The sequence below is a fragment of the Bradyrhizobium genomosp. III genome (genome assembly GCF_000261705.1).
GTDB classification, from domain to species: domain Bacteria; phylum Pseudomonadota; class Alphaproteobacteria; order Rhizobiales; family Xanthobacteraceae; genus Bradyrhizobium; species Bradyrhizobium ottawaense.
This window is the reverse complement of sequence record NZ_AJQF01000512.1, coordinates 1-21,661: the sequence shown is the minus strand read 5'-3', so window position 1 is coordinate 21,661 and position 21,661 is coordinate 1. Positions and strand designations below refer to the sequence as shown.

At 60.6% G+C, this 21,661-nt stretch carries 17 protein-coding genes; 8 read left to right on the top strand and 9 right to left on the bottom strand.

From position 1 onward, the window contains the following. The coding region (locus IC66_RS48040) for a hypothetical protein (protein WP_210161491.1) at window positions 1-205 on the top strand (205 nt) is incomplete at its 5' end. A 756-nt stretch (window positions 206-961) separates the two neighbouring features. Here IC66_RS48040 and IC66_RS49330 read toward each other — a convergent pair. Continuing rightward, entirely contained in the window at window positions 962-1,252 is a 291-nt protein-coding gene (locus IC66_RS49330) for a DUF968 domain-containing protein (RefSeq protein WP_440588124.1), read from the bottom strand. Window positions 1,253-1,382: 130 nt separating this feature from the next. On the opposite strand from IC66_RS49330, the gene IC66_RS0139775 reads away from it, so the two are divergent. Further along, the gene (locus IC66_RS0139775) at window positions 1,383-2,258 is read left to right on the top strand and encodes an ABC transporter substrate-binding protein (protein ID WP_244429238.1); all 876 of its coding nucleotides are present in this window, start codon (window positions 1,383-1,385) and stop codon (window positions 2,256-2,258) included. A 122-nt stretch (window positions 2,259-2,380) separates the two neighbouring features. Here the strand turns inward: IC66_RS0139775 and IC66_RS0139770 are convergent, their stop codons facing one another. Continuing rightward, window positions 2,381-2,767, bottom strand: coding sequence for a hypothetical protein (locus tag IC66_RS0139770; protein ID WP_244429237.1), 387 nt, complete (start codon window positions 2,765-2,767; stop codon window positions 2,381-2,383). Window positions 2,768-3,318: 551 nt separating this feature from the next. Between IC66_RS0139770 and IC66_RS0139755 the strand changes: the two genes are divergently transcribed. Then, complete coding sequence (locus IC66_RS0139755; protein ID WP_028144296.1) at window positions 3,319-3,549, top strand: hypothetical protein; 231 nt, start codon at window positions 3,319-3,321, stop codon at window positions 3,547-3,549. Window positions 3,550-5,040: 1,491 nt separating this feature from the next. Here the strand turns inward: IC66_RS0139755 and IC66_RS0139750 are convergent. Genes IC66_RS0139750 through IC66_RS0139740 form a run of 3 tightly spaced genes read right to left on the bottom strand, consistent with a single transcriptional unit; the run spans window position 5,041 to window position 7,578 of the window. Further along, window positions 5,041-5,616 (bottom strand): hypothetical protein, encoded by a 576-nt coding sequence (locus IC66_RS0139750; RefSeq protein ID WP_038951188.1) that lies wholly within the window; start codon window positions 5,614-5,616, stop codon window positions 5,041-5,043. Further along, window positions 5,613-6,749: an ERF family protein gene (locus IC66_RS0139745; RefSeq protein ID WP_038951187.1), complete on the bottom strand. Its 1,137-nt coding sequence runs from the start codon at window positions 6,747-6,749 to the stop codon at window positions 5,613-5,615. The genes IC66_RS0139750 and IC66_RS0139745 overlap by 4 nt, the downstream gene beginning before the upstream one ends. After that, window positions 6,733-7,578 (bottom strand): YqaJ viral recombinase family protein, encoded by an 846-nt coding sequence (locus tag IC66_RS0139740; RefSeq protein WP_440588123.1) that lies wholly within the window; start codon window positions 7,576-7,578, stop codon window positions 6,733-6,735. Before IC66_RS0139740 ends, IC66_RS0139745 begins: the two co-directional genes overlap by 17 nt. A 164-nt stretch (window positions 7,579-7,742) precedes the next feature. Between IC66_RS0139740 and IC66_RS0139735 the strand changes: the two genes are divergently transcribed. Then, entirely contained in the window at window positions 7,743-8,222 is a 480-nt protein-coding gene (locus IC66_RS0139735; protein ID WP_244429236.1) for a hypothetical protein, read from the top strand. A gap of 341 nt (window positions 8,223-8,563) precedes the next feature. On the opposite strand, the gene terL is transcribed toward IC66_RS0139735, so the two are convergent. Then, window positions 8,564-9,289 carry a phage terminase large subunit gene (gene terL, locus IC66_RS0139730; protein WP_050995697.1) on the bottom strand — a complete coding sequence of 242 codons (726 nt, stop codon included), beginning with the start codon at window positions 9,287-9,289 and terminating at the stop codon, window positions 8,564-8,566. 91 nt (window positions 9,290-9,380) lie between these two features. Here terL and IC66_RS49325 point away from each other — a divergent pair, with 91 nt between their 5' ends. Next, window positions 9,381-9,776: a hypothetical protein gene (locus IC66_RS49325; RefSeq protein WP_390887149.1), complete on the top strand. Its 396-nt coding sequence runs from the start codon at window positions 9,381-9,383 to the stop codon at window positions 9,774-9,776. A gap of 1,205 nt (window positions 9,777-10,981) precedes the next feature. Then, window positions 10,982-13,102 (top strand): MASE1 domain-containing protein, encoded by a 2,121-nt coding sequence (locus IC66_RS0139720; RefSeq protein WP_193375327.1) that lies wholly within the window; start codon window positions 10,982-10,984, stop codon window positions 13,100-13,102. On the opposite strand, the gene IC66_RS0139715 is transcribed toward IC66_RS0139720, so the two are convergent. Then, on the bottom strand, window positions 13,097-13,756 hold the full coding sequence (locus IC66_RS0139715) for a response regulator (RefSeq protein ID WP_028144290.1): 660 nt from the start codon (window positions 13,754-13,756) through the stop codon (window positions 13,097-13,099). The genes IC66_RS0139720 and IC66_RS0139715 overlap by 6 nt on opposite strands. A gap of 487 nt (window positions 13,757-14,243) precedes the next feature. Here IC66_RS0139715 and opgC point away from each other — a divergent pair, with 487 nt between their 5' ends. Beyond that, complete coding sequence (opgC, locus tag IC66_RS0139710) at window positions 14,244-15,671, top strand: OpgC domain-containing protein (protein WP_038951181.1); 1,428 nt, start codon at window positions 14,244-14,246, stop codon at window positions 15,669-15,671. A gap of 176 nt (window positions 15,672-15,847) precedes the next feature. Here the strand turns inward: opgC and IC66_RS46845 are convergent, their stop codons facing one another. Then, complete coding sequence (locus tag IC66_RS46845; protein ID WP_157158179.1) at window positions 15,848-16,021, bottom strand: hypothetical protein; 174 nt, start codon at window positions 16,019-16,021, stop codon at window positions 15,848-15,850. A gap of 260 nt (window positions 16,022-16,281) precedes the next feature. Further along, window positions 16,282-17,382 carry a helix-turn-helix transcriptional regulator gene (locus IC66_RS0139700; RefSeq protein WP_038951180.1) on the bottom strand — a complete coding sequence of 367 codons (1,101 nt, stop codon included), beginning with the start codon at window positions 17,380-17,382 and terminating at the stop codon, window positions 16,282-16,284. 882 nt (window positions 17,383-18,264) lie between these two features. Here IC66_RS0139700 and IC66_RS0139695 point away from each other — a divergent pair. Next, window positions 18,265-21,661, top strand: a 3,397-nt coding sequence (locus IC66_RS0139695; protein ID WP_038951179.1) for a VCBS domain-containing protein, incomplete at its 3' end; no start/stop codon positions are given.

The window sequence follows — 21,661 nt, the reverse complement described above, 5'->3', positions numbered from 1 at the left end:
GAAGGTCCGCTCGGCGCGGCAGCTAGGCGCTGCCAGTCCGAATACCATGGTCGCCTTCGCCGCCAAGGCCGGATCGACGGCTTCGGACGGCGATTCCAGTAACAGCCGGTTCGCGGCTGCACTTGTTGAGCAGACTCTAGCAGTCCGTGACAATCACGCCGCGGCTTCTATCGATGCTGCAACGCTAAAAGACGCTCTGCAGTGACGCTCTATGCGGCAGCCCGGTGGTGTGTGCGGCGAGAGAGTGTGCGTGACTACCTCGCCGCAGAAGCCAGCTGGCCTTGTCGTTGGCAAGGCGGAGGAGGTCGGGCATGCCGCGATCAAGGACGCATAAGTACCTACATCCCCACGGCCCGTCCCAAGGGCACCTTGGGTGGTCGCTAAAGTCTATATGACGGCGGCTTGCTCATTATCTCGAAGTGGTTACAATACAACCAATGTTAGAGTTTTGTTCTTGGATCTACCCATTGGCAACAAGCATTGAAGAGATTGTTTCGGCTTATGTACGTCTGAAGAACCGGCAAGCGTTGGAGAATATGCGAGACCTTCGCCGCCAATTGCTCGAACAGCTACAGTCCACATCAAGCGCTAATCCGGCTGACTCTCAGGATGCATTACTTGATGACCTCCGAGTGATCGAGGATGGACTCAAGCAGCTTCAGCTAGGGCAGTGACACGGACTCTCCATTCACCGGTTTCAACGGGTGCCGGATATGACTTAGGTGTGCAAATTTTCAAAGATCTCGTTCCAGCCCTAAAGCGGACGCATCGGATCTGCTGCACAGCACGGAAGCTGAGGTCGTGAACAGAAGCACCCACGTAGATCTGCGAGGGCTGCGAGCCAGGAACGACCATTCATCGTGGGGTCGTCTCAACGACCGGGCCCGGGGCATGCTCATGGATTGGGCTCGCTGCCCACAACTCGCTTGCAACGGTCAGCGGCGAGATCTGCATGTTTCGACTACCACGCTTTTTCGTTTCCGTGCCGGTGCAGCTGTTGATGATGCGAGCGGCACAAGGGCACCGCAAATTCGTCACTGACCTTACGGCCGATAGAACTCGGTTGCGCGAATTTGAGATGGTGGGGATCGCAGGGCGTCTGCTTGCAGACAAGGCAGGGAGGGCTGCGCTTGCCAACGAGCGTTACTTGTGACCCTGAGGCGGACTTCGGCAGCCTCAAGTATAAAGGGCTCGCTAAAAATCTCCACTGTCCGACGCAAGGTGCTAATCTCAGGCTCAATAGCGTGGCCATTAGAGGGGGCACATGCGACGACGGGACTTCCTGGGGCTCGGCGTTCTTGGCGCTGTTTGGTCCGGGCTCCAGCGCGCAGCCTGTGCGAAAACGACCGGTCATCGCATGGGCAGGAGCTCCACCTCCGGGGATGAAGTTGCCCCAATTCATGGTGGAATTGGTGTTCGGCAATTTCGTCAAGGGGTTTTCTGACTTCGGCTACGAGCTAGGTCGTAACATCGATATCATTCGGCGAACGGACGTTTTCCCGGACCGGGTACCATCGATTGAGGAGATGGTGGCTCTGCTCAAGCCCGATGTCATCGCTGCGCCTGCAACACTGGAAGCCGTCGCTGCCCGAAAGGCAACATCGACAATACCGATTGTCTGCCCCGCGCTTGCCGATGCGGTCCATCTCGGCTTGATTGCCAGCGAAGCTCGCCCGGGAGGAAATGTAACTGGCATTGCGCCATACATCGCGGGTTTGCCGACCAAGCAAATTGAACTCGCGCGAGAAATCGTGCCAAAAGCAAGTCGGGTGGGACTGCTGACCAACATGAACGATCCCAAGGGTCCGCCTCAAGTCGGGGATTTGAGGGCAGCTTGTGTTGCTTTGAGCCTCAGCGTCGTCGAGGCCGATGCCAGTACGGCGCAGGACGTTCCAAAGGCGCTCACTGCGCTGGCGAGCGAAGGAGTCGATGTCGCGGTCGTCCTTCAGACCAATCTTCTGCTCAACATGAGCGAACAGATCGGCGCTATCGCCCTTGAAAAATGGCTGCCAACGGTCTTCGGCTATCGCGAGCACGTCATCCACGGCGGCCTTGTGAGCTATGGCGTTGACTTGCGCTGGTGCTATCGTCGCGCCGGCTATTTTGTGGACAAGATACGTAGGGGGGCTCAACCCGGCGATCTTCCCATCGAATTTCCAAGCAAGCTTTGGTTGGCAGTCAACCTCAAGACGGCAAAGGCTCTCGACGTGGCTATGCCGGCAGGGCTCCTCGCCCGCGCCGACGAAGTGATCGAGTGAGGAAGGCATACTTCCTGCTCACGGCCCCTGAGCGAACATACACCAGTCGAATTCCCACGGCTGGCGGCAGAAGACCGGACATTGCCACGTCCACCGCTGCTCTCCCGGCCTCACTCGTAAGCTCAACTTACGAGCTGTCTCGGGAATACCATCACGATGTTGATCTCCCGCTCCAACATCTTTGAGGCAATGATGGATATGTGCAACGCGAATTCGTCCTCGATCTTCGCGGCGGTGTCCTCATCCTTAGCGTAGACGAACGGGATGTCCCCATCGACTTTATCGAACCGCACGCCTGCGAAGAGACGGTCGAACGTCCTTGCGCCGACGATGAGCGCCATGCGGGCTTGAATTGCTTGGTCGTGGATATCGGTAAGTTGCATACGTCGAATATCGGGCCGAAGCACACCGTGACAAGTGTTCAGAACTTGTGCTGGGGCTCGATCTTCCTTCGGAGCCGCCATCACGCGCATCACCGGGCGGCGGCCGTTTGCAGCGTCTTCGCTCATCCCATGGCGCTCGCATCCATATCTGCGCCCGTTAAGGAACTCGTTACTAGTCGCTGTCACCATTTGCTGTATTAGGTCGCCACAGGCGGCCAGCGCAATTCCGAGAACCAGTTTAATACTTCGACCGCCCTGTTGGCGGTCTCTTGAAGGAGAGGCCCAATGTTTAAGGGCTTCACGGTGGCAGTTGTGGCGCTGATTAGCACAGCGCAGCTGGACCGATATCTAACTAACGGTCGGTACACCGACGCGGCCGCGGATATGCTGCGGCAAATCAGGCACGCGTTTGGGTTTTAGATAACTCCTTTTAGCGCGGAGGCGCGTGATGGACATTTCATGGGCCGATCTCGATAGCGATCAAAAACGCGCCATTGCGATATTGGGAGCCGGACTTTCCATCGAACTCTGCGACCCTCTTGCCCTTCTGACGTTAAGCCGGCTCGGTCTGATCATAGGGTCCCATTTGACGGCTGCCGGCCACAATCTGCGAAGGGATGCCGTTGTGAAGAGTGTCGCGGGCTAATGGTTGCGGGTGACTAGGACTGGGGTCGGTGATGCCAAAGGCGATCGAGCTTATTGTGGACGGTTACGTTCGCCTCAATGACAGGATAGCTCTCGATGATTTGCGCATACAGCGCCGGAAGCTGGCCGTGGACCTGAAGGCACGCACCGGCTTTGACTGCCGGACAACCATTCAGCAGATCGAGGAAGATATCATCGTGATCGAGGCTGGGCTGGCGCAGCTGGATGATGCGGCGAAACCTAACCGCCCACAGAGCCTTTAGCGCTCGACCTAGATCATCCGCTCCTTGGTGATGCGCAAACTGCGAAGGTAATAGCCCTGTCTTTGAACGGCTGACTTGATCTCGCTGCTGACTTTGAGAACTCGTTTTCTGCTCTTTCGCCACTTATTCTGAGAGCAAACAATGGGTATTGCAGAGCCTGCGCTTAGAACCAGAAAGTCGCGCCTCTCATTGCGATAAACATCAAACACTTTCCGTCCCCGCTATTCGAATGAAAAGTAAGCTATGAAAGTATGGTTCGGCCCGTCTCCATTGACGAGCTTAGTATCTTGAATGCTTATTTGGGTGGTAAATCTGCAACGCCCGCGACTTTGCTTCGCCGCGTTCCGCAACTAATCCAAAGCCCAGACCATCGTCTAACTGGAGGCGCGCGCCTTAGCGCAGGGAGTAAGAACCTACCGAATTCCGCCACAACTGAATGCAAATGCACGCATGCTCAAAGCCACCCGATGCGATCACTGCAAAGATGAGTTCGCGCTAGAAGAGCTGACCGTTCTTGCGCCACCGGCGGGGGGCGGCATGAGGCGTCGAATAATGATCCAGACAATCTCGCGTGGCTGTGCAATCACCATCGTTGGTCTTTTTTCGCTTGCTGCGCTGAAGGCGCAACCTGCTCACTAGGCAGGAAGTGAAAGGAAAACGCACCAACGCCTACATGAAAGACGCCGGGAAGAAGGCTGCGGTCACACGTGCAGCAAACGCCGCAGCAAAACTACGGAGCGAAGCGGCTCGAAAAGCCGTTGCCACACTACGAGCTAATGCGTTGAGGGCTGGAAATGGTCAGGCTGCTAAAACGTAGTACTAGCCGGCTGACCAAAGGCGTCTCACTGTTGCATCGGCTGATCGCGAAACAATCCCCCGTGCTCTTAATGCTGCAAAGCCCCTCGGGCCAGCCTTGGCCCCTAGGGGCTGGAGGGGACAGTGCGGGGCCAAGGCGGTCCGACGGCTGGCGCTGAGGAGCGCCATGCAATTGGAGGCTAGTCCCAGTCGGCGATACCGCTGTGTTCACTTGTGACCGGGAACAGATATTTGTAATGTTCCAACCAGGAACTTGGCGACTGCTATGAAAGACAGGCAGGTCCAGTCCGAGAAGCTTCGCCGAGACGCCGCTGAGTGCGCCCTTATTCGCAACCTGGCGACTGATCTCAAAAAGCGCGAGTTGTTGTCAGATGGGCTGAACACCTTGACGTGTCGCATCAACAGTGGAGCAAGTTATTGCCGACAGCGGTGATACCGACATCATGGACCGGTGAAAGGCTGCCCCTGGCTCTCGAATTGCGATGTTCGGCTCAGTTCCGAAAGCTACATCGCAGTCCTGTGAGCGAAGGGCAGCCACGGGCCCATCCGTACATGAGGGATTGCGAAGAATCCGGTCTCACACGGGTTCGGCGCCGTTCAAAGTGCGATCCGACTGAAATTGTCCTTGAGCGTAAATCTGAATAGGGGCACGTGCTCCATGACCAAAGCTATTCTTCAACGCGGCCGGCGCAGCGGTCCACTGAGGAGGCGCTGATTCCTGATTTCGCGAAGGAGCAGCATGCGCTTGGTTTGTGCTGCGTTGAGCAGCCCCTCGAACAAGACCAGGACCTCGCGCGCCTGAACGTAGACTTCGGTGGTGATGGCGTGTTGGTCAAAGCCATAGGCCGCGAGCCGCGCCTCGATCTCGGACGCAGCGACGGGATCCATCCGCCAGCTCAGTGCATTTTGTAGCGTGTAGGTCTCGGCCTCCGCTTCGAACTCGGGATCAATTCCAACCATGTCGATGCGCCGCAGCGCCGCCTCAACCGCCTTGTGGCGATAGGCCTCGAGCAATTTATGCCGCAACATGCGGTAGCGCTGGATGTCCCAGGACAGCTCGGCGACGTCAATGGCGAGCAGCCACTCGATGGCAGACCGCGGCGCGAGGTCGGCAAAGATCGCCTGCCGGAGCGCCTGGTAGTGTTCGAGCTGTTCGCCCGGCAGCAGCAGGGGCGGGGGCGCCAACGACTCAAACTCGGCCGGCAACGCCGTTATGGCTAGCGCGCGCCCGGTTGGGAACAGGCCGTTCATCGGGCGGCCTCCGACCCAAAGCTGATAGCCACAGGCGCGGCGGCGACGTTGGCAGGATCGTGGACGGGGCTCGCCGCCCACAGCTCCTGTGCCACCGGCAACGGCGCGATCTGCAGGTTCGCCCACCACGCCCGTTCGTTGCCGTGCTGATGCAGCTCCTGGTGATGCGCGCGGCACAGGGGGACAGTGAACTCATCGCTGACCTTACGGCCGAGCGCCCGGGCTTGAGCGAATTTCAGATGATGCGCATCGCACGGGGTTTGCCGGCACGCCAGGCAGGGCTGCCCCCTAACAAACAACAGGTGCGCCTTGCTGCGTTTGCGCGGCGGCTCCTTGGGATAGGCGAGCCCGGCCTCGGGGAGCGCGGGTTGCAGCGCGGCCTCGGCGTCAGCAGCAGGCGCTGCGGGCAGGTTTGGCATGCCAGCCAAGTCGGCCGCCTGCTCCGCCTGAGCACGGCCAGCGTCCTCAAGCTTGGCCTGATAAGCTGCCTCGACGCGCCGGGCATCCGGCTCCTGCAGGCTGTTCTTGAGCGGGAGGCTCGCCATGGCCCAGCTGAGCAGATCGGTGCTGGCGGGCAGCGCTTCGAGCTGGCGCAACAGCTGCTCCCGGAGTGCGGCGGACTCCCCCGGCCGCAGCACCGGGGCACGGTTGAGAGCGCCCTTGCCGGGCGAGGCCTTGAGGTTAGGTGGTGCGGGGGAACCCGCGGCCGTATCCGGGGCGTCTAGATCATCCTCGCCGGCAATCCCGACCAGCGCGAACAGGGCGTAGCGTCGCGCGTAGGTGAGCGCCGCGCCCATCCGATGCGGGGCCTCGATGTCCCGTGCGGCGCAGACCGGCCAGTCCGAGGAGATCCATTCGCCGGAGGAATGGGCGAGCAGGGTGGTGAGATGGATGTGGCCGGAGGTTGCCTCGACCCGGGTGGTCTGGATGGCGGCGATCTCCTGCTGGCTCAGCGTCTTGCGCACGATGTCGAGGCCGCTCGCCAGCGAGGCGTAGCGAAAGGTGCGGTCGTCATCGCGCAGGAACGGCGAGCGGATCTGAGCGGTCAGGGTCTTTTCCGGGTTGGTCAGTTCGGCTTGGGCGCGGGCCAGCGCCGCCGCGATCGCCCCGATATGCTCACTGGCCTGGTGCATGGACGGCCTCCATCTCAACCGGATCAAAGCTGATGGCCCCGGAGCGCTTGGCGCGAATGCCGTGGCCGAACGCTTCCTTCGCATCCTCAGGCAGCAGCTTCTTGAGCTCGCTCTTGGCCAGTTCGTGCTCGCCATGGGCCTCGCGGGTGCGCAAATAGGTCGCCGCGCATGCGGCCCAGAGATTGGAGGCCGTCATGTCGACCACCTTGACGGCGGCGAGCCGCGGCCGCGGGGTGTCGATGCCAAACAGCAGCGGGGGCTCGCCGCACTGCACGCAGCGCCAGAACTTCTTTTCCGCGGTCAGCAGCAGATGCTGGTAGAGCGGGTCGGCATGGACGGTGATCTCGACCCATTTGCCGCCGCCGGTGATGATCGAGAGCACGGCCGCGCGCGCCGCGACCACCCACATGTTGTGTTGCAGCTGCGCCATGTGCTTGTCGGCCGCCGCCTCCTCGGTAAAAGCCCAGGGCAGCATGAACTTGGCCTCGAACACCGCGCCGGTCGGCGCGACGATGCCGTCCAGCGTGGCCGCCATCCAGGTATGGACGGGGTGCCGCACCCGCTTCTGGACGTCGGTGATCGTGTGACCCGTGGCGTCCTGGTACCAGCTGCGGTTGAGGTCTTCGGTGGCGATGCCAAGCTGAACGATCAGGTTGCGGGACAAATCTTGCGGCGCGCTCTCGCCGCGTTTTTCCTGCCACAGGCGCAGCAGTTCGTCCTGATCATCGCCCATGATGATGCGGGCGTCCGAGCCGCCGATGAAGGCGCGGCGGTCGTGGCGGTTGAATGTGATGACGGAACGGGGCGCCGCGGCGCCGTCGGTTGCAATCGTGGTCACCGGTCTCTCCTGGGTTACGCGGCTTGCCGCCGCACCACCAAAAGCCCCGCCACTGCGAGGGGAGAGACCGGGGCCAAGAGCCCCCGGCCGGTCTTGTGATTAACGCTCCTTTTGCGCGGGAATGCCAGTCCTTTCTGTAGCGAATTTGCTGTTCTTTGGGCCTGAAAACCCTTTATTTTTCAATGCGTTGTAGCCATCTTTCCAATGGCTATGATCAGCCAAAACCGAGGACCTGGGACATGGCGTCAGTTCGACAAATCGAAGCCAATCGCCGCAATGCCACACGCAGCACCGGACCGAAATCGGCGGGTGGAAAGACAAGGTCCAGCCAAAATGCGCTGCGCCATGGCTTGGCGCGGAGCGCGATCGGCGATCCGGCGGAGACCGCGAATTTTGCAGTCGCGATTGCTTCTGGGCTCGGGCATGGGGTCACCCCGGCCTCGGCGCTGGCGCTGGCGCGGTCCAAGCTCGCGCTGCTGCGGCTCCGCCGTTTGCGGCAGGACATGTTGGCCGGGCTTTTGGCCGACCCCATTCCGGCAGGCCTCAAACGCCTCAAAGCGCTTGAGCGCTATGAGCGGTACGCTTTGGCGCAACAGCGGCGGGCGCTTCGCTCGCTAGGCACCACGGAAGGTTGACGCGCGAGCACTTGGCTTCGTTCGGGAAATTGACTGCATTGGTCCACAGCTGCGGCGAAGCTCCTCAGGGCCACGTAAGTCTGGCGGAGCTTAGCGCGTGGGGCTGCTTGGGGCCCGAACTGCGCCCTGGTACCCATAACTATTCCACTAACAGCTTCACGGCTTCACCGCCGAGCGCCTGGCGACCGCGACAAATGCCACCACGTCGACGCCCTTCGCCGAAGGGGGCGCTGAGCGCCCCCGACGATCGTTTTGATGTTCACGTCTGGACCCGTCGCGAACTCGGCTCGACCACCTGCGGCTCGGGCTGCATGAGGGTGATGGAGAAGCTCGCGGCCTCATCAGACCCAACTCAGCGTGTAATCGTAGCCGTTGTCCTCGTAGGCCAGCGCCTGGCTGATGCTGTCGACCTGGTCGTCGTGGCGGCCCTGCGGAAAGGTCAGTAGCTCCATCTCGAGCTCGGCCAGGAACGACGCATTTCTCGGAAACAGTACGCGTCCGGCGGCAAATTTGCTCTGCTGGACGTAGAGCCGACCAACCTTATCATGATTGATTTTGATAGGGTTGACGAAGCAGTCGCCCTGGTCTCGGAGTTCCTGCGCCAGGGCAATTCCGGTCGAGGCCTCTTCGACCAGGATCTCGTGCGGCTTGAAGCGCTTGGCGAGCTGGAGTGCGGTGTCGCGGAGGGCGGGATATTCGAACCGACCGCGCACAAGGTCGAGCAGGTAGTAATTCCCGTCAATGACCAGCCACGTCGTACAGACAGACCAGTCGTTCTGCGCGCCATTTTTGGCGGCCGTATCCCAACTCTGGATGACGCGGCAGCCCAGCACATCTCTTGAGGGGGCTTCGTCGTAATATCGCAGCCAATCGCGCTTGATCATGGCGCCGCCGGCCGGCACCGGCGCCTGCTGGTACTGCGCCGCAAACACGTCCGGCCCGAGCGTCTGGCGCAGCTTGCGCAGCGTCTTGATCGATTCATGGACCGGATGCAGCGCCTCTCCTAACCTTGATGTGCTCGCATCGGCAGTGGAGCAAGTTATTGCCGACAGCGGTGGTACCGACATCGCTCCCATGCCGCCCAAGCCATGAACTTGATTGCGAACTTGCCCTCGGGCCGCCTCTCGCAAATCAGCCGAGAATGCCTATTCTTCCCGCATGCGTTCATTTGAGTTTTGCCTGCCGACGAAGGGCATTGCGGTCCCGGTCGGCCCCGATTGGCTCCACGAAGTAAAATACGACGGTTATCGGCTCCGACTGGAGCGCGATGGCGACCGCGTGCGCCTGATCACGCGTGGCGGCTACCTATGGGTCATTCGCGTGGATCCGGCCGCGTGGGCCACCAGCTCCGGTGTGGCCTTGGCTGCTGATCGGCGGGACGCCATCGCGATCGTCGCCTTTGGGCCAGTCGAGACGTTACATCATTGCTTCTTTTCTTGCTCGGCGATATCGGGCCCCATCGAGCGGAATTCCTCCTCATGTGCAGCAATGGCCTTCAACGGTGGCGAACCATCAACTGCGTTCTATTGGCCGGCTTTCCCCAACCATGCTTAGAGGCGTTGCTATCGCGCTATTTGGAATGGGCATCTTTTCGCAGCTTGATCGCGCGCTGTTCTATTGGCCGCCATACTGACGCCGCGCTCAGGCTGATGCGGGAGATTGGCCGAGGCTTTGGGCTGTAGAGCGGCCTACGCCAAAATCGATGAAATCTCGAGACTTCATATTCTCAGGAGTAATCCGATTTCTCACGCCATCCCTTGACCGAGCCGGTATGTCGCTATTACAGCGGCGTAATCTCACTGCGCGCCGAAACGTGCGGCTGGCGCTTAAGAGCAAGAGGCTATCAAGCGTTTCACACGTCATTTGTGTCGGAATGATTGATCGAATGACATGCGAGCGGCCGACGGTGGACTCGAACGCGGCCCGGTGAGCGGTCGCGAGCAAGACGATCGCCGGCATGCCGGGACACCGGCGAATCTTCGGTATGCCCGCCAATTCGCTTTGATCAATCCGGACGAAGGCCGTGTAGTACGGCGCATTCGTCTTCGGATGCCCACGCAAGTGATTAATTGCCGCCCGCTGGCGGCGTGAGCACGCCAGTGCTGCTTTTTCAAAGATGCTTGAATGCGGTGAAGTGAGTGCGCCGTTTTGTCAGCGATAGCGAACAAAGGACGCAGCGCTTCAAACTTGATGACCGCCGCGCAAGTCGTCGAACGATGTCACTCGATCACAGGCTTCTTTACGGTTGTTCGATCAAGGCCGATTTGCACCGCCCATCGCAAACGCCACGGCCCACGCAACGGACTCGTCGCCTCATCGGTCATGGAGATGCTTCTGCGAAGCTTCCGCTTCCTCGTCACGTCGCAGCAAGCTATCGTGCAAGTGGTTCAGTCCCGAGACTCCAACGAGAGATAGGCCTTTGTCGCGCACAGCGACCTGGTCCAGGTCCAGATCCGGCTTTCGGAGCGCCTATCTTCGTCGTACGATGCATCCCCCAAAAGCTCGGGGTGAACACGAGATGGCGCGAATTCCTCGGGGTGCAACGGTGCCCTGTTCGTCCCACTGGTTCTAACGCAATCGGCGGGGATTGAACAGCAAGTCGGCCAGCTCGATCACGTGCCGTCTCTTAGTCCGCCAGCAAACTGCTGTGATCAATTGGACCTGAGTGCATCTGCCAGTATCCATCTAGCGATGTTAGATCCAGAGATCAAAAGTCAGTTTCGATAGACGAAGCATTTGCCTAGTCCAGGACGTGGACGATGTCCAATCCTCGATCATTAGCTCCCGAGACAAATTCTAGCCGAGTTGTCAGCTACGTCGGTTGTCTGGTCGCAATCGGCGCCATCTATCTCGTCTTGGCCAAAGGTGGGCTTGCTCTCGCGTCCATTCATCCCAGTTCAACGCCAATTTGGCCGCCGACAGGTGTCGCGCTGGCGGCGGTGCTGTTGGGGGGATATCGGACCTGGCCAGCAATTTTTGCGGCAGCGTTGATTGCAAATGCGACGACGGCGGGCTCGGTTGCTACCGCAATCGCGATTGCGGCCGGCAACGCTCTTGAAGCGATTGTAGGCGCTTACCTCATTAATCGGTGGTCGAGCGGATGTAACACGTTTTCAACCCCCGATTCTGTCGCAAAGTTTGCGGTGATCTGCGTCGTCATCGCGACGCCGATCAGCGCCAGCATTGGACTGACCAGTCTGACAATCTTCGGGTACATCGAACAGAAAAGTTTCGCGGACGCGTGGATCACCTGGTGGCTGGGAGACGTGACAGGCGCACTGGTCATTACTCCCGTTATCGTGCTTTGGGCATCAAGCCGCGATCATGACTTCGAACGCCATGCGCTTCAGGAGACGGTTGGCGTCCTCACGACAGCGGCGGTTGTTGGACTCATTGCTTTCAGCCCTTTGATCGAGCAAACGCCCGGCCGAGATCCACTGGGTTTTCTGGCGATCTTGCCGATGTTGTGGGCGGCGCTGCGCCGCGGTCCACGCGATACCGCGACGGTCGCCCTGATGCTTGCGGGCATCACGATCTGGGGCACGCTCACGGGCGGCGGCCCGTTCGCAACTACGGACCTTAACGCATCGTTCCTGCTGGTGTTGATGTTCTTGATCAGCATTACCGTTCCAAGCTTGTTGCTGAGCGCCGATGTCGAGGTGCGCAAGAAAGCGGAGGAGCGTCTGCGCCGCGCGCGCGTCGAACTCGAGCAGAAGGTCGCAGAGCGAACGCAAGAGCTGGAGCTCGCCAGTGCCGCAAAGTCACGCTTTTTTGCCATGGCAAGCCATGATTTGCGGCAACCGTTACATGCATTAGGGCTGTTTGTTGCCCAGCTGCGCACGCCGCTCGAACCAGGGGAGAGGGCAAAGACGATCGAGCGGGTCGACGCAACGCGCAAGGAAATGGATGAAATGTTCAATTCGCTGCTGGACATTTCGAGACTCGATGCCGGGATGCTCATCCCTTACATTACCGAATTCCCGATCGGACGCCTGTTGCAAAAAAGCGAGACGGCGTTTGATCAGGCGACGCGAGAAAAAGGCGTGCGCTTACGGGTCAGGCCAAGTGACGCCTGGGTACGGAGCGACGCCATGCTGCTCGAACGCATATTGCTGAATCTGGTATCCAATGCTGTGCGCTATACGTTAAAGGGCGGGATCCTGGTCGGATGCCGTCGGCGCGGTGAAATGCTGCGCATCGAAGTATACGATACCGGTCCCGGCATTCCCGAGGATCAAAAGCAGAATATCTTTGGCGAGTTTTTTCAAGTTCCTGCTCCGGAGCAGAACCGGTCCGGCGGCCTGGGGCTCGGCCTTGCCATTGTCGACAGGCTTCGCTTGCTTCTCAACCATCCCATTGAGCTCGCTTCGACTGTGGGTCGCGGTTCGCGATTCACGATTCTGGTTCCGAAGGTCGACGAATGCGTCAGAGCCGCAGCGCCCGCCGACTTACCACACCCCGGCGCTTTTGCAGTCGACGGCAAGGCAATTCTTGTTATTGCCGATACTCCCATCGTGCAGGAGGGAACGGGCGGATTGCTCAGCAAATGGGGATGTTCGGTTCTTGCCGCCGGATCCGACGAAGCCGCACTGGTTCGACTTGCTGAGCGCGAACAACGCCCCGACCTCATAATCTCGGACTATCATCTCGCACGCGGGAAGACCGGAATCAGGGCAATTGAACAAATCAATGCGGCGTTTGGCTCGTCATTCCCTGCCATTCTCATCAGCGGCGATACGGCAGCTGAGCCACTGCGGGACGCCAAGGATAGAGGATACGTTTTGCTGCATAAGCCTGTCGACCCAATGCAGCTCCGCGCTGTCATGCACAAGCTGTTTAGGGATCACGATGGTGGGAGAGACGCTGGGGCAGTTTCATGATCCAGATTTCGGCCACTCCCAGCCCATTTTTCCGACCTTTATGATGGCCTCGGTGCGCGTCGCTACGCCGAGCGCCTTGAGAACGACCGTGATGTGATTCTTCACAGTAGGCACTGCCATATTGAGCATCCTGGCAATGACCTTATTGCTCTTCCCCTTCATCAGGAGCGCAAGTACTTCAATCTGCCGATCGGTCAACCCGAGCCCCTTGAGCGAGTCGGGCGCCATTGGCTTGTTTGCATGCCGTGGGCCCGCTGTCTTCTCCAGTATCTCCAACGGGATGTAAACTCCGCCGGAGAACACCAATTCAATAGCCTTGAGCATCACCTCGCGTTCCGTGGTTTTCGGAATGAAACCCAGCGCGCCGAATTTGAAGGCGCGCCTGACTGTGTCTTGATCATCGGAGGACGAGAGAATGACGACGGCAGTCCTCGCATAGCGATCGCGCAGTTCGCAAAGGACGGAGAAGCCGTCGCGATCAGGCAAATTGATATCAAGCAGAATGAGGCTGATGTCGGGATGCTCCTCGACGATGTGCATGGCCTCTCGGCCGCTCGAAGCTTCGAATATAACGGCTTCTCGCTTTAGTTGCTTCAGGACAGCGTGCAGCGCGGCCCGAATCAATGTGTGATCGTCAACAACAAGCACCTTCATAGAAAAGGTCTCCGTCTTCTGGCCGCCCGGAGATCAATAGGAAATCATATACCCACCTTCGAAATCGTCCATCTTCTATCTCGGCTCCGGCCGGCGGTTCGCCGTCAGGTAAGAAGGGAGCGGACTACGTGAAGCGCGCAGCTCGCGGGCCCCTTCTAATGCGAGCGATGAATTGCTCATCATATGTCTGACCAAGGTCAAACGGACGGCAGGACGGACGGTACCTTGGTCATAGGACCTAGGCACCTCTCTGTACCGACCTCCGGCCGATTTACAGGCTGCGGCGCTTGCACGATGATGACGACAGTCAGCCATTCCACCAGAGGGTTTTGCGCAGCCCGGCCATATCGTCATTGTCGCAGTTGCTGTTGTGGCCGGGTCGGTGTGAAGCAATTCTGGACTGCGTCGCTGTCAGAATCCCGCAGCGTGCTTTTTGTTACATTCAGTTCCTCTCGAAGCCTGCGCGTACCCTGGACGAGGCAAGCCAATGCAGGATCGGACCGCATCTCCGAAGCTATTTGCGGGCGCTCCGCCGGAGCTCAAAGTCAACAGCCGCGACCCTCGCATTGATGCCTGCCGCGGCATCGCGCTCTGGTGCATCTTTCTTGATCATGTCCCCAATAACATTGGAAGTTGGCTGACGCTACGGAACTACGGCTTCAGCGATGCCGCGGAAGTGTTCATGTTCGTCTCGGGAGTCACCTGCGCGCTAGCCTACGGCAAAGTACGGAGTTGCGAGGGGTGGACCAGCGTGATCCGCCGGACCCTGCGGCGAAGTTGGGACATCTATGTCGCATTTCTGCTGCTGACGCTCGCCTGCGCCATCTTGGTTCACCTCGCAGGCGGGGACCGTCTTGCTGATGAGAGCAATACGCGCATTCTGTTGGATCAGCCGGGCTCGGCGCTCGCCCACGCAGCGATTCTGCAATACCGTCCGGTCAATACCGACGTATTGCCGATCTTCGTGCTTCTCCACCTCTTTTTCGCGCCGTTGCTGTGGTTGCTGCTCCGAATGCCGAACGTGACGCTTGGCGCCTCGCTGGCGCTTTATGCGCTGGTGCAAATGTTCGGCTGGTCCATGCCGGCGTGGCCGAGCGGCCATTGGGCTTTCAATCCACTGGCCTGGCAGCTATTGGCGGTTCTTGGTGCGTGGATGATAATCGAGGGCGAAAGAGTGCGCCCCTGGCTAACGTCTCGCACGGTGCTCGTGCCCGCCGCTCTCTATCTGATCTTCAGCCTCGTCATCGCATTGAGCTGGAGAATCAAGCCGTTGGAAGCGTTGATCCCGCAGGGGCTGACCAAATTGGCTTACCCGCTAGACAAATCCAATCTCGATCCGTTGCGTCTATTGCATTTCTTGGCTCTAGCGGTTGTGGCGGTATGGTTCGTGCCGCCCAATCGGCAAGCATTGACGAGTGCGGTGATGCGCGGCGCCATCCTCTGTGGCAAGCACTCGTTGCCAATCTTCTGCCTCGGCGTCCTGCTGACGCTCGCTAGCCTCCTGGCGCTGCTCGACATATCGGAAGGGCTTGCGATGCAGATCACGCTCAGCGTTGGTGGAGTCCTCATGATGATCGTGGCAGCGACGCTGCTGAACTTGGTCAAGATCACGCCCCGGCTGCAGCCGACTGTTGCTCTGGCTGCAGGCGTGCGCGTCCCGCCGGCTGCCTGGGGCACCGTTGGCTGGCGCCCCTTGGAGGCGTTCCGCCGAGGACTGCGCGAGCTCGGATGGGCCGGCGGCCGGAATCCCGTCATCAATTGCTGGTTCGTGGATAGGCAATCCCACCGAGTGTACCAGGTGTTTGGCCTCGCAGACGGATTAGTACGGCCGAAGGCGGATGTCATCGCGGCGTCGCCGAAGCCTGCAGCCAGGAATGCAACAGCGACCATTCCATCGGCGGAATATGGCTTTTGACGCATCGGCACGGAAAAGTTCCGGCAGACCTCGAAGCCGCTCTGAGAGATCACTAGGAGGTGAAGGATCGCGTTTCTTCGCAGCGAGAGGCCGAATGTCTCAGCAACGGGAATCGTACGGTTCAGTCGCCATCTGGCGTTCCGCCGTGTTGCTGATGTACGGAGCCATTTCGAAGGTCACAGCACGCAGCCGCAGCGGGCAGATTGAGCATAGGCCAGGAGCCGAAAGTCAGCTTTGGCATGCACCGTGCAAAACCGGTCGATGATCGGGGTCACCTTGTCACTGTAGCCGCGTTGCCAGTGTCCGACAGGCGCGCCACTGAAGTCCGCCGGATATTTTTCCGTGCTCACGGCCAGGAGAGTCCCTGTTTGCCAGCGAAAAATTCCCTGTTCCGATGCGACCGCGACGCTCGGGATTTCTACGGATTTTCAAGTGGTTCCCGCCAACTCTCGTTGCCAAGGCGGGTCCTGCGGTGGGCGTTTTCCCTGTAAATTTCCCTGTTCGCAGGGAATGACCCGTTCGTTATGGTCAGCGCCCGCTCCATCGTGCGCAGCGCGCAATCGTGCGGTTCGGGGACCCCGGTCCCGGTCCCCGAGCTGGACGATGCAAATCAACCAAGTTGCGAAACCAGACTGACAAGCTCCGACTGGCGGTGCGCGCCCGTCTTCGAGAAGATCGACTTGAGGTGGTTGCGGGCGGTTTCGCGCGAGATGCGCAGGTGCTCGGACGCGCTGGCGAGCGATGTGCCGGTTGCAAGCAGCGCGGCCAGTCGCGATTCCGCCGGCGTGAGGTCGAAGGCCTGGCCGATGAGGGCAGGGTCCGGCGCGGCGCGCGGGATGAGGTTGGACAGGATCAGCATGGCGCGAGCGCCGAGGAAGACGGAGCGCGCCGCGCCGTCCACCGGCAGGATCCGCAAGACGACCGGTGGCTTTGCCGTCCGGCGGACAAGGATTGGAGAGGCGGGCATGGCGGCAGCATCCGGCGTCGATCGGATCATGCTGATCAGCTGATCGAGCCTTGTCATCGCCTGCTTGTCGTGAACAACGAGGCGCCGCTCCCTGATGCGGATCTCGTTGTCGAATCCAGTTTCGGCTGCCGTGTTGGTGCGCAGGACCATTCCTTCCCGATTGAGGATCAATGCGGGCTGTTGGACCCTGTCGAGCACATCGGTCATCGAGGTGAGCGCGACCCTTCCCATCACCGTCGCGAGCGTGGCGGTCTCGGTCAGGCGCGGCGCCAATTGGGCAAGCAGTTGCTTGTCGGGTGCCTCGAATGCGCCTTCGTGGCCGGTTCGCTGGATCGTCAATGCCCACGCTGCGCTGTCGGCCCAGAAGCCGATGCCGGCGAACCACCGGTATCCGAACGGGAACAGCACCTCGTTGTACATGGGATCGGCGCGAATCTGCTCCGGGGTCATCATATCGAGGTCGGTCACGACCTCGCCCGCCATCATGCGCGGAAAAGCCTTGGCGCGCGGGTCTCTTAAGTGCCAGTTGTTCCTGAAGTAGAGATCGGTGGCCTCGGCGATCGATGCCGTGCGTGGAACGTCGGGAGTCCTGACGTCACTTTGAAGGAGTATGGCCGCCGACGCGCCCACCGCCCTGCAGATGTCATCCATGATGTCGCGCCATGCTTCCGGATTCACGGCGGCCTCGCCAAGTCGATTGAGGACCCTCGACAGTCCTGCACCGTCGATTTTGTCGGCTTTCAAGCGCGGTCCCCTTCGCCCAGCCCCGCGCATTTCGTTGCAGCCCGGCATGCATTCTTGCTGCATGCCGGGCAGAAAGTCCCCGACATCTGAGGCCCTCCAACGCGTTTCCCCGACCGGCGATGCTTCGTGAGGAGGCGGCTCGAAGCAAGCCCCCTTGCCTGTTTTTCCTGAAAAATCGCACTTGACGAAAGTCTAGCGGATGGCTGCGGAAGGCGGCGGCGCCCGGACCGGAATGACCCATTCGGGTCATGCGTCCAGATGTGCCGGCGCTATTCCATGGACGAGGAATATTTGCTGCACCAGGAATTGAGATGACATTGCTTTGCTTGAGTCAGTCGGATTTCGGTGTCGGCTTTCGGCTCCCGATATCGAGCTGCAGCAGGGATATTTGGGCGCGTCAGAATGTCGCAGTTCGTGTCCCCAGGCGCGGCGCGAATTGTTCAGCCGCGCTATCAACGGTCGCAATCCATTTTCTCGGCAGCTTAAGCGATCTGGTCAAGGCCAGCCGGGGAGGCAAGGCGATCGCTTCATTCCATCCCGTATTGTGCTGCAGTTCGGCAAAGTTTCGATCCCATGGTCTGCCGAATTCGGGCGCAATCGCAAAGCCGGGACACATGCTCTCTCGGCTGCGCTGTTCAATTCACGCCGCGCTTAAGGTTAGCAGCTGTGCTGCCTTGACGCAGTCACGCAACAATGGAAACAATTTGCAATTATCAGAAGTCCTTCGTCGCTCCGTGACAGGACTTCGCCGTTCGCCGTCAGGCAACGACGCCTCGTCGAATCGATACCCAATACAACCATAACAAGACCATTTCATTTCCAACTCGCGCCGTTGGGCTGACGGCGAACTTTGAGCATCAGAATGTTAAAGGGGGGCTCGCCATGAGCGACCAGACGATTTTGCGCGCCAGTTTTGTCTCGGAGTCCGCGGCCTTTCGCAACACCTTTGGTTGGTACAACAGCTCAACGGGGCTCGGCGGAATCCTGTTTGCAAATGCGGATTCGCAAGGGGCTGGCGCCCTCACTCCCGGTGTCTCCCATGTCGACTTCGCGGTGAACACCGCCGATCTCGGCAAGATCCAGTTCTTCCTCATTCCGGATGGTGCGGCGCAGGGCCGCAACGATGCCAACGATCTCACCGGCGCCATCAAGGTCATCAAGCTTTCGGACGGCACCTGGGCGGTCGCCGATGTCGATGCCAACGGCAACGTCATCTACGTTGCCGGCAAGCCCGATCTGCTCACGGGCGCCGGCGCCAATGCGTTGTTTACCGAGACCTCCAAGAACGCGGGCGGCGTCGATTATGCCTCGTCGGTCACGGGCAGCCAGCAGACGGCAGCCAAGCTCGCCGGCGACACTGCCGACGGCGCGACCGGCACCATCGCCTGGGAGGATACCGCCGCGACGCGCAGGTCCAACGGCAGCTACACCGCGCCGGGCGACGCCGACTACAACGACGCCGTCTTCCAGGTTTCGCTCGTGCAAAAACCGGTCGCCAATGCCGACGCCGTCACGATCGGCGAGGATGCCGGCGTCACCGCGATCAACGTGCTCGCCAATGACACCAACCCCGCGGGCGGGACGCTGCGCGTCACCTCCGTCAATACACAGGGAATTTTGGGGACGGTCAGCATCGCCGCCGACGGCCACAACATCGCCTATACCCCGGGTTCTGCGTTCCAGTCGCTGCGCGCCGGCCAGTCCGCGACCGAGACCTTCACCTACACCGTAACCAACAGCGCCGGCCTGACATCGACGGCGACGGCGACCGTCACGATCCAGGGCGCCAACGATGCCGCAATCATCGGCACACCCTCGGCTGCCGATGTCACCGAGGATTCCCGCAATCCGACCCTGAAGCTCACTGGAACGATCGCGATCTCCGACGTCGATCAGGGCGAATCGGCGTTCAAGACCACCGTGGTATCCGCCTTGGGCAATTTCGGCACCCTGTCCCTGAAGGCCGACGGCAGCTACACCTATTCGATCGCCAACAGTGCCGTTCAATATCTCGGCGCCGGCGAGACCAGGGTCGAGACGTTTACGGTCAGCGCGCTGGACGGCACGGCCAAGCAGGTCTCCTTCACGGTTCACGGCACCAACGACGCCGCCGTGGTCGGTGCGCCCGCCTTCACCACCGTCACCGAAGACGCCAGCGCGCCGACGCTGTCGGTGTCAGGCACGATCTCGATCTCGGATGCCGACCAGAACCAGTCCACGTTCCAGGCCGGCGTGATCACGGGGCAGGGCAATCTGGGCGCACTGACGCTGAATGCCAACGGCACCTACAGCTATTCGGTCGCCAACAGCGCCGTGCAATATCTCGGTGCGGGGGACACCAAGGTCGAAACCTTCACCGTCAAGTCGTTCGACGGCACGGCCAAGCAGGTCTCTTTCGTCATCAAGGGCGTCAATGACGCAGCGGTGATCGGCACACCCACGGTTCACGACGTCTACGACAATCCGTCGGCGCTCGTGCTCACCGCGTCCGGCAGCATCGGCATCACGGATGTTGATCAGGGCGAGGCGGCGTTCAAGCCGGCCGTTGGCTCCGCTGCCGGCAATCTGGGCTTCCTGCTGCTGTCGGGCGACGGCAGCTATGTCTACGTCGTGGCCGAAAGTGCTGCGCACAATCTGGCGGCCGGCGCCGTCAAGGTCGACACCTTCACCGTGACCGCTGTCGATGGCACCACCAAGCAGGTCAGCTTCACCGTTCATGGCCCGGCCGGCGGCAATCACGCGGCGACGATCGGCGATCCCACCATTGCGGACGTGACGGAAGACCTTGCGGCGAACAACGCCGGGAATCTGACCGCGGTGGGCAGCATCTCGGTCAGCGACCCGGATGCGGGCCAGTCGTCATTCCAGGCCGGCGTGCTCACAGGGCCGGGCAATCTCGGCACGCTGAACCTCTCGGCCAACGGCGGCTACACCTACGCTGTCGCCAACAACGCCGCGCAATATCTCGGAGCCGGCGAAACCAAGATCGATACGTTCCGGGTCACCTCTCAGGATGGCACCTCCAAGGACGTCACGTTCACGATCCACGGCGAGAATGACGGCGCGACCATTGGCAATGTCGGGGATCACGAGGTCACCGAGGACGGCCAACTGACAGCGTCCGGGCAGCTGTCCATCGTCGATGCCGACCAGAACCAGGCCGCGTTCCAGGCCAGCGAGATCACGGCACAAGGCAACCTCGGCACGGTGACGCTGCTGGCCGACGGCCACTACACCTATTCGGTCGACAACGCCGCTATTCAGTATCTCGGCGCCAATGACACCAAGACGGAGACTTTCACGGTCACGTCCGTCGACGGCACGACCAAGAATATCAGCTTCGATATCCATGGCGCGCAGGACGCACCGAATCTGAGCGTACAGGACTCGTCGGGCGCCGCCGACGGAAACATCACGCTTCACATAGCGGCCGACAAGGTCGATCTGGGCAGCACCTTGTCGGTGAAGATCGAGGGGGTGCCGTCGAGCTTTACGGTCCAGAACGGCGCAGCGATCGGGGACGGCGCCTGGCTCGTGACGGGCGACTCAATCCAGAACGTCGTCCTGATCCCGAACCATGCCGTCGGCAGCGCGGATCCGTTCACCCTGCAGGTCACCGCCATCTCCGACGACGGCGTTCATCAGGCGGTGAGCTCGGCCGAGCTCGCGCTGACCGTGACGTCCGGTGCCAACGAGATCAACGCGCTGGATATCGACGGCTATATCGGCGGCGCAACCGTATTTGCTGACGCCAACAACAACGGAATACTCGACGCAGGCGAGGCGCACACGACGACACGGGCTGACGGCAGTTTTACGTTGGCGGGCGGCTCCGGTCCGCTCGTGAGTATCGGCGGCGTCGATATCTCGACGGGATTGCAGGTCGCCGGCGTGCTGAGGGCGCCGGAGGGCTCCACCGTCATCACTCCGCTGACGACGCTGATCGCCGCACTGGTCGACAGCACGGCAAACGATGAGCATCCGCTGACGGCGGACCAGGCCATGAGCGCCGTGGCGGCGGCTTTCAACCTCGATCTCACCGGAGGTGTCGACCTGAGGTCGTTCGACCCGGTGCCCGATGCGGTAAACAACGATGCCACCGCGACCGCGGTGCTCGCGGCAGCCATCCAGGTCCAAAGCACCGTCGCTCAGGTGTCGGCCGTCGGCGTGGAGACGGGCGCGGTCATTACAGCGATTGCAAGCGCTATTACGGCGTCTCTGAGCGGCCCCGGCGCGCCCGTCTTCGATCTGGCATCTTCCGATACGGTTCAGAGCGTCG

Bases quoted from the DNA above. Each gene is read 5' to 3' on its own strand.
- IC66_RS49330 (WP_440588124.1), bottom strand. From the start codon at position 1,252: ATGGCCACGCTATTGAGCCTGAGATTAGCACCTTGCGTCGGACAGTGG.
- IC66_RS0139775 (WP_244429238.1), top strand. From the start codon at position 1,383: ATGAAGTTGCCCCAATTCATGGTGGAATTGGTGTTCGGCAATTTCGTC.
- IC66_RS0139770 (WP_244429237.1), bottom strand. From the start codon at position 2,767: ATGAGCGAAGACGCTGCAAACGGCCGCCGCCCGGTGATGCGCGTGATG.
- IC66_RS0139755 (WP_028144296.1), top strand. From the start codon at position 3,319: ATGCCAAAGGCGATCGAGCTTATTGTGGACGGTTACGTTCGCCTCAAT.
- IC66_RS0139750 (WP_038951188.1), bottom strand. From the start codon at position 5,616: ATGAACGGCCTGTTCCCAACCGGGCGCGCGCTAGCCATAACGGCGTTG.
- IC66_RS0139745 (WP_038951187.1), bottom strand. From the start codon at position 6,749: ATGCACCAGGCCAGTGAGCATATCGGGGCGATCGCGGCGGCGCTGGCC.
- terL (WP_050995697.1), bottom strand. From the start codon at position 9,289: ATGTCGGTACCACCGCTGTCGGCAATAACTTGCTCCACTGCCGATGCG.
- IC66_RS49325 (WP_390887149.1), top strand. From the start codon at position 9,381: ATGCGTTCATTTGAGTTTTGCCTGCCGACGAAGGGCATTGCGGTCCCG.
- IC66_RS0139720 (WP_193375327.1), top strand. From the start codon at position 10,982: ATGTCCAATCCTCGATCATTAGCTCCCGAGACAAATTCTAGCCGAGTT.
- IC66_RS0139715 (WP_028144290.1), bottom strand. From the start codon at position 13,756: ATGAAGGTGCTTGTTGTTGACGATCACACATTGATTCGGGCCGCGCTG.
- opgC (WP_038951181.1), top strand. From the start codon at position 14,244: ATGCAGGATCGGACCGCATCTCCGAAGCTATTTGCGGGCGCTCCGCCG.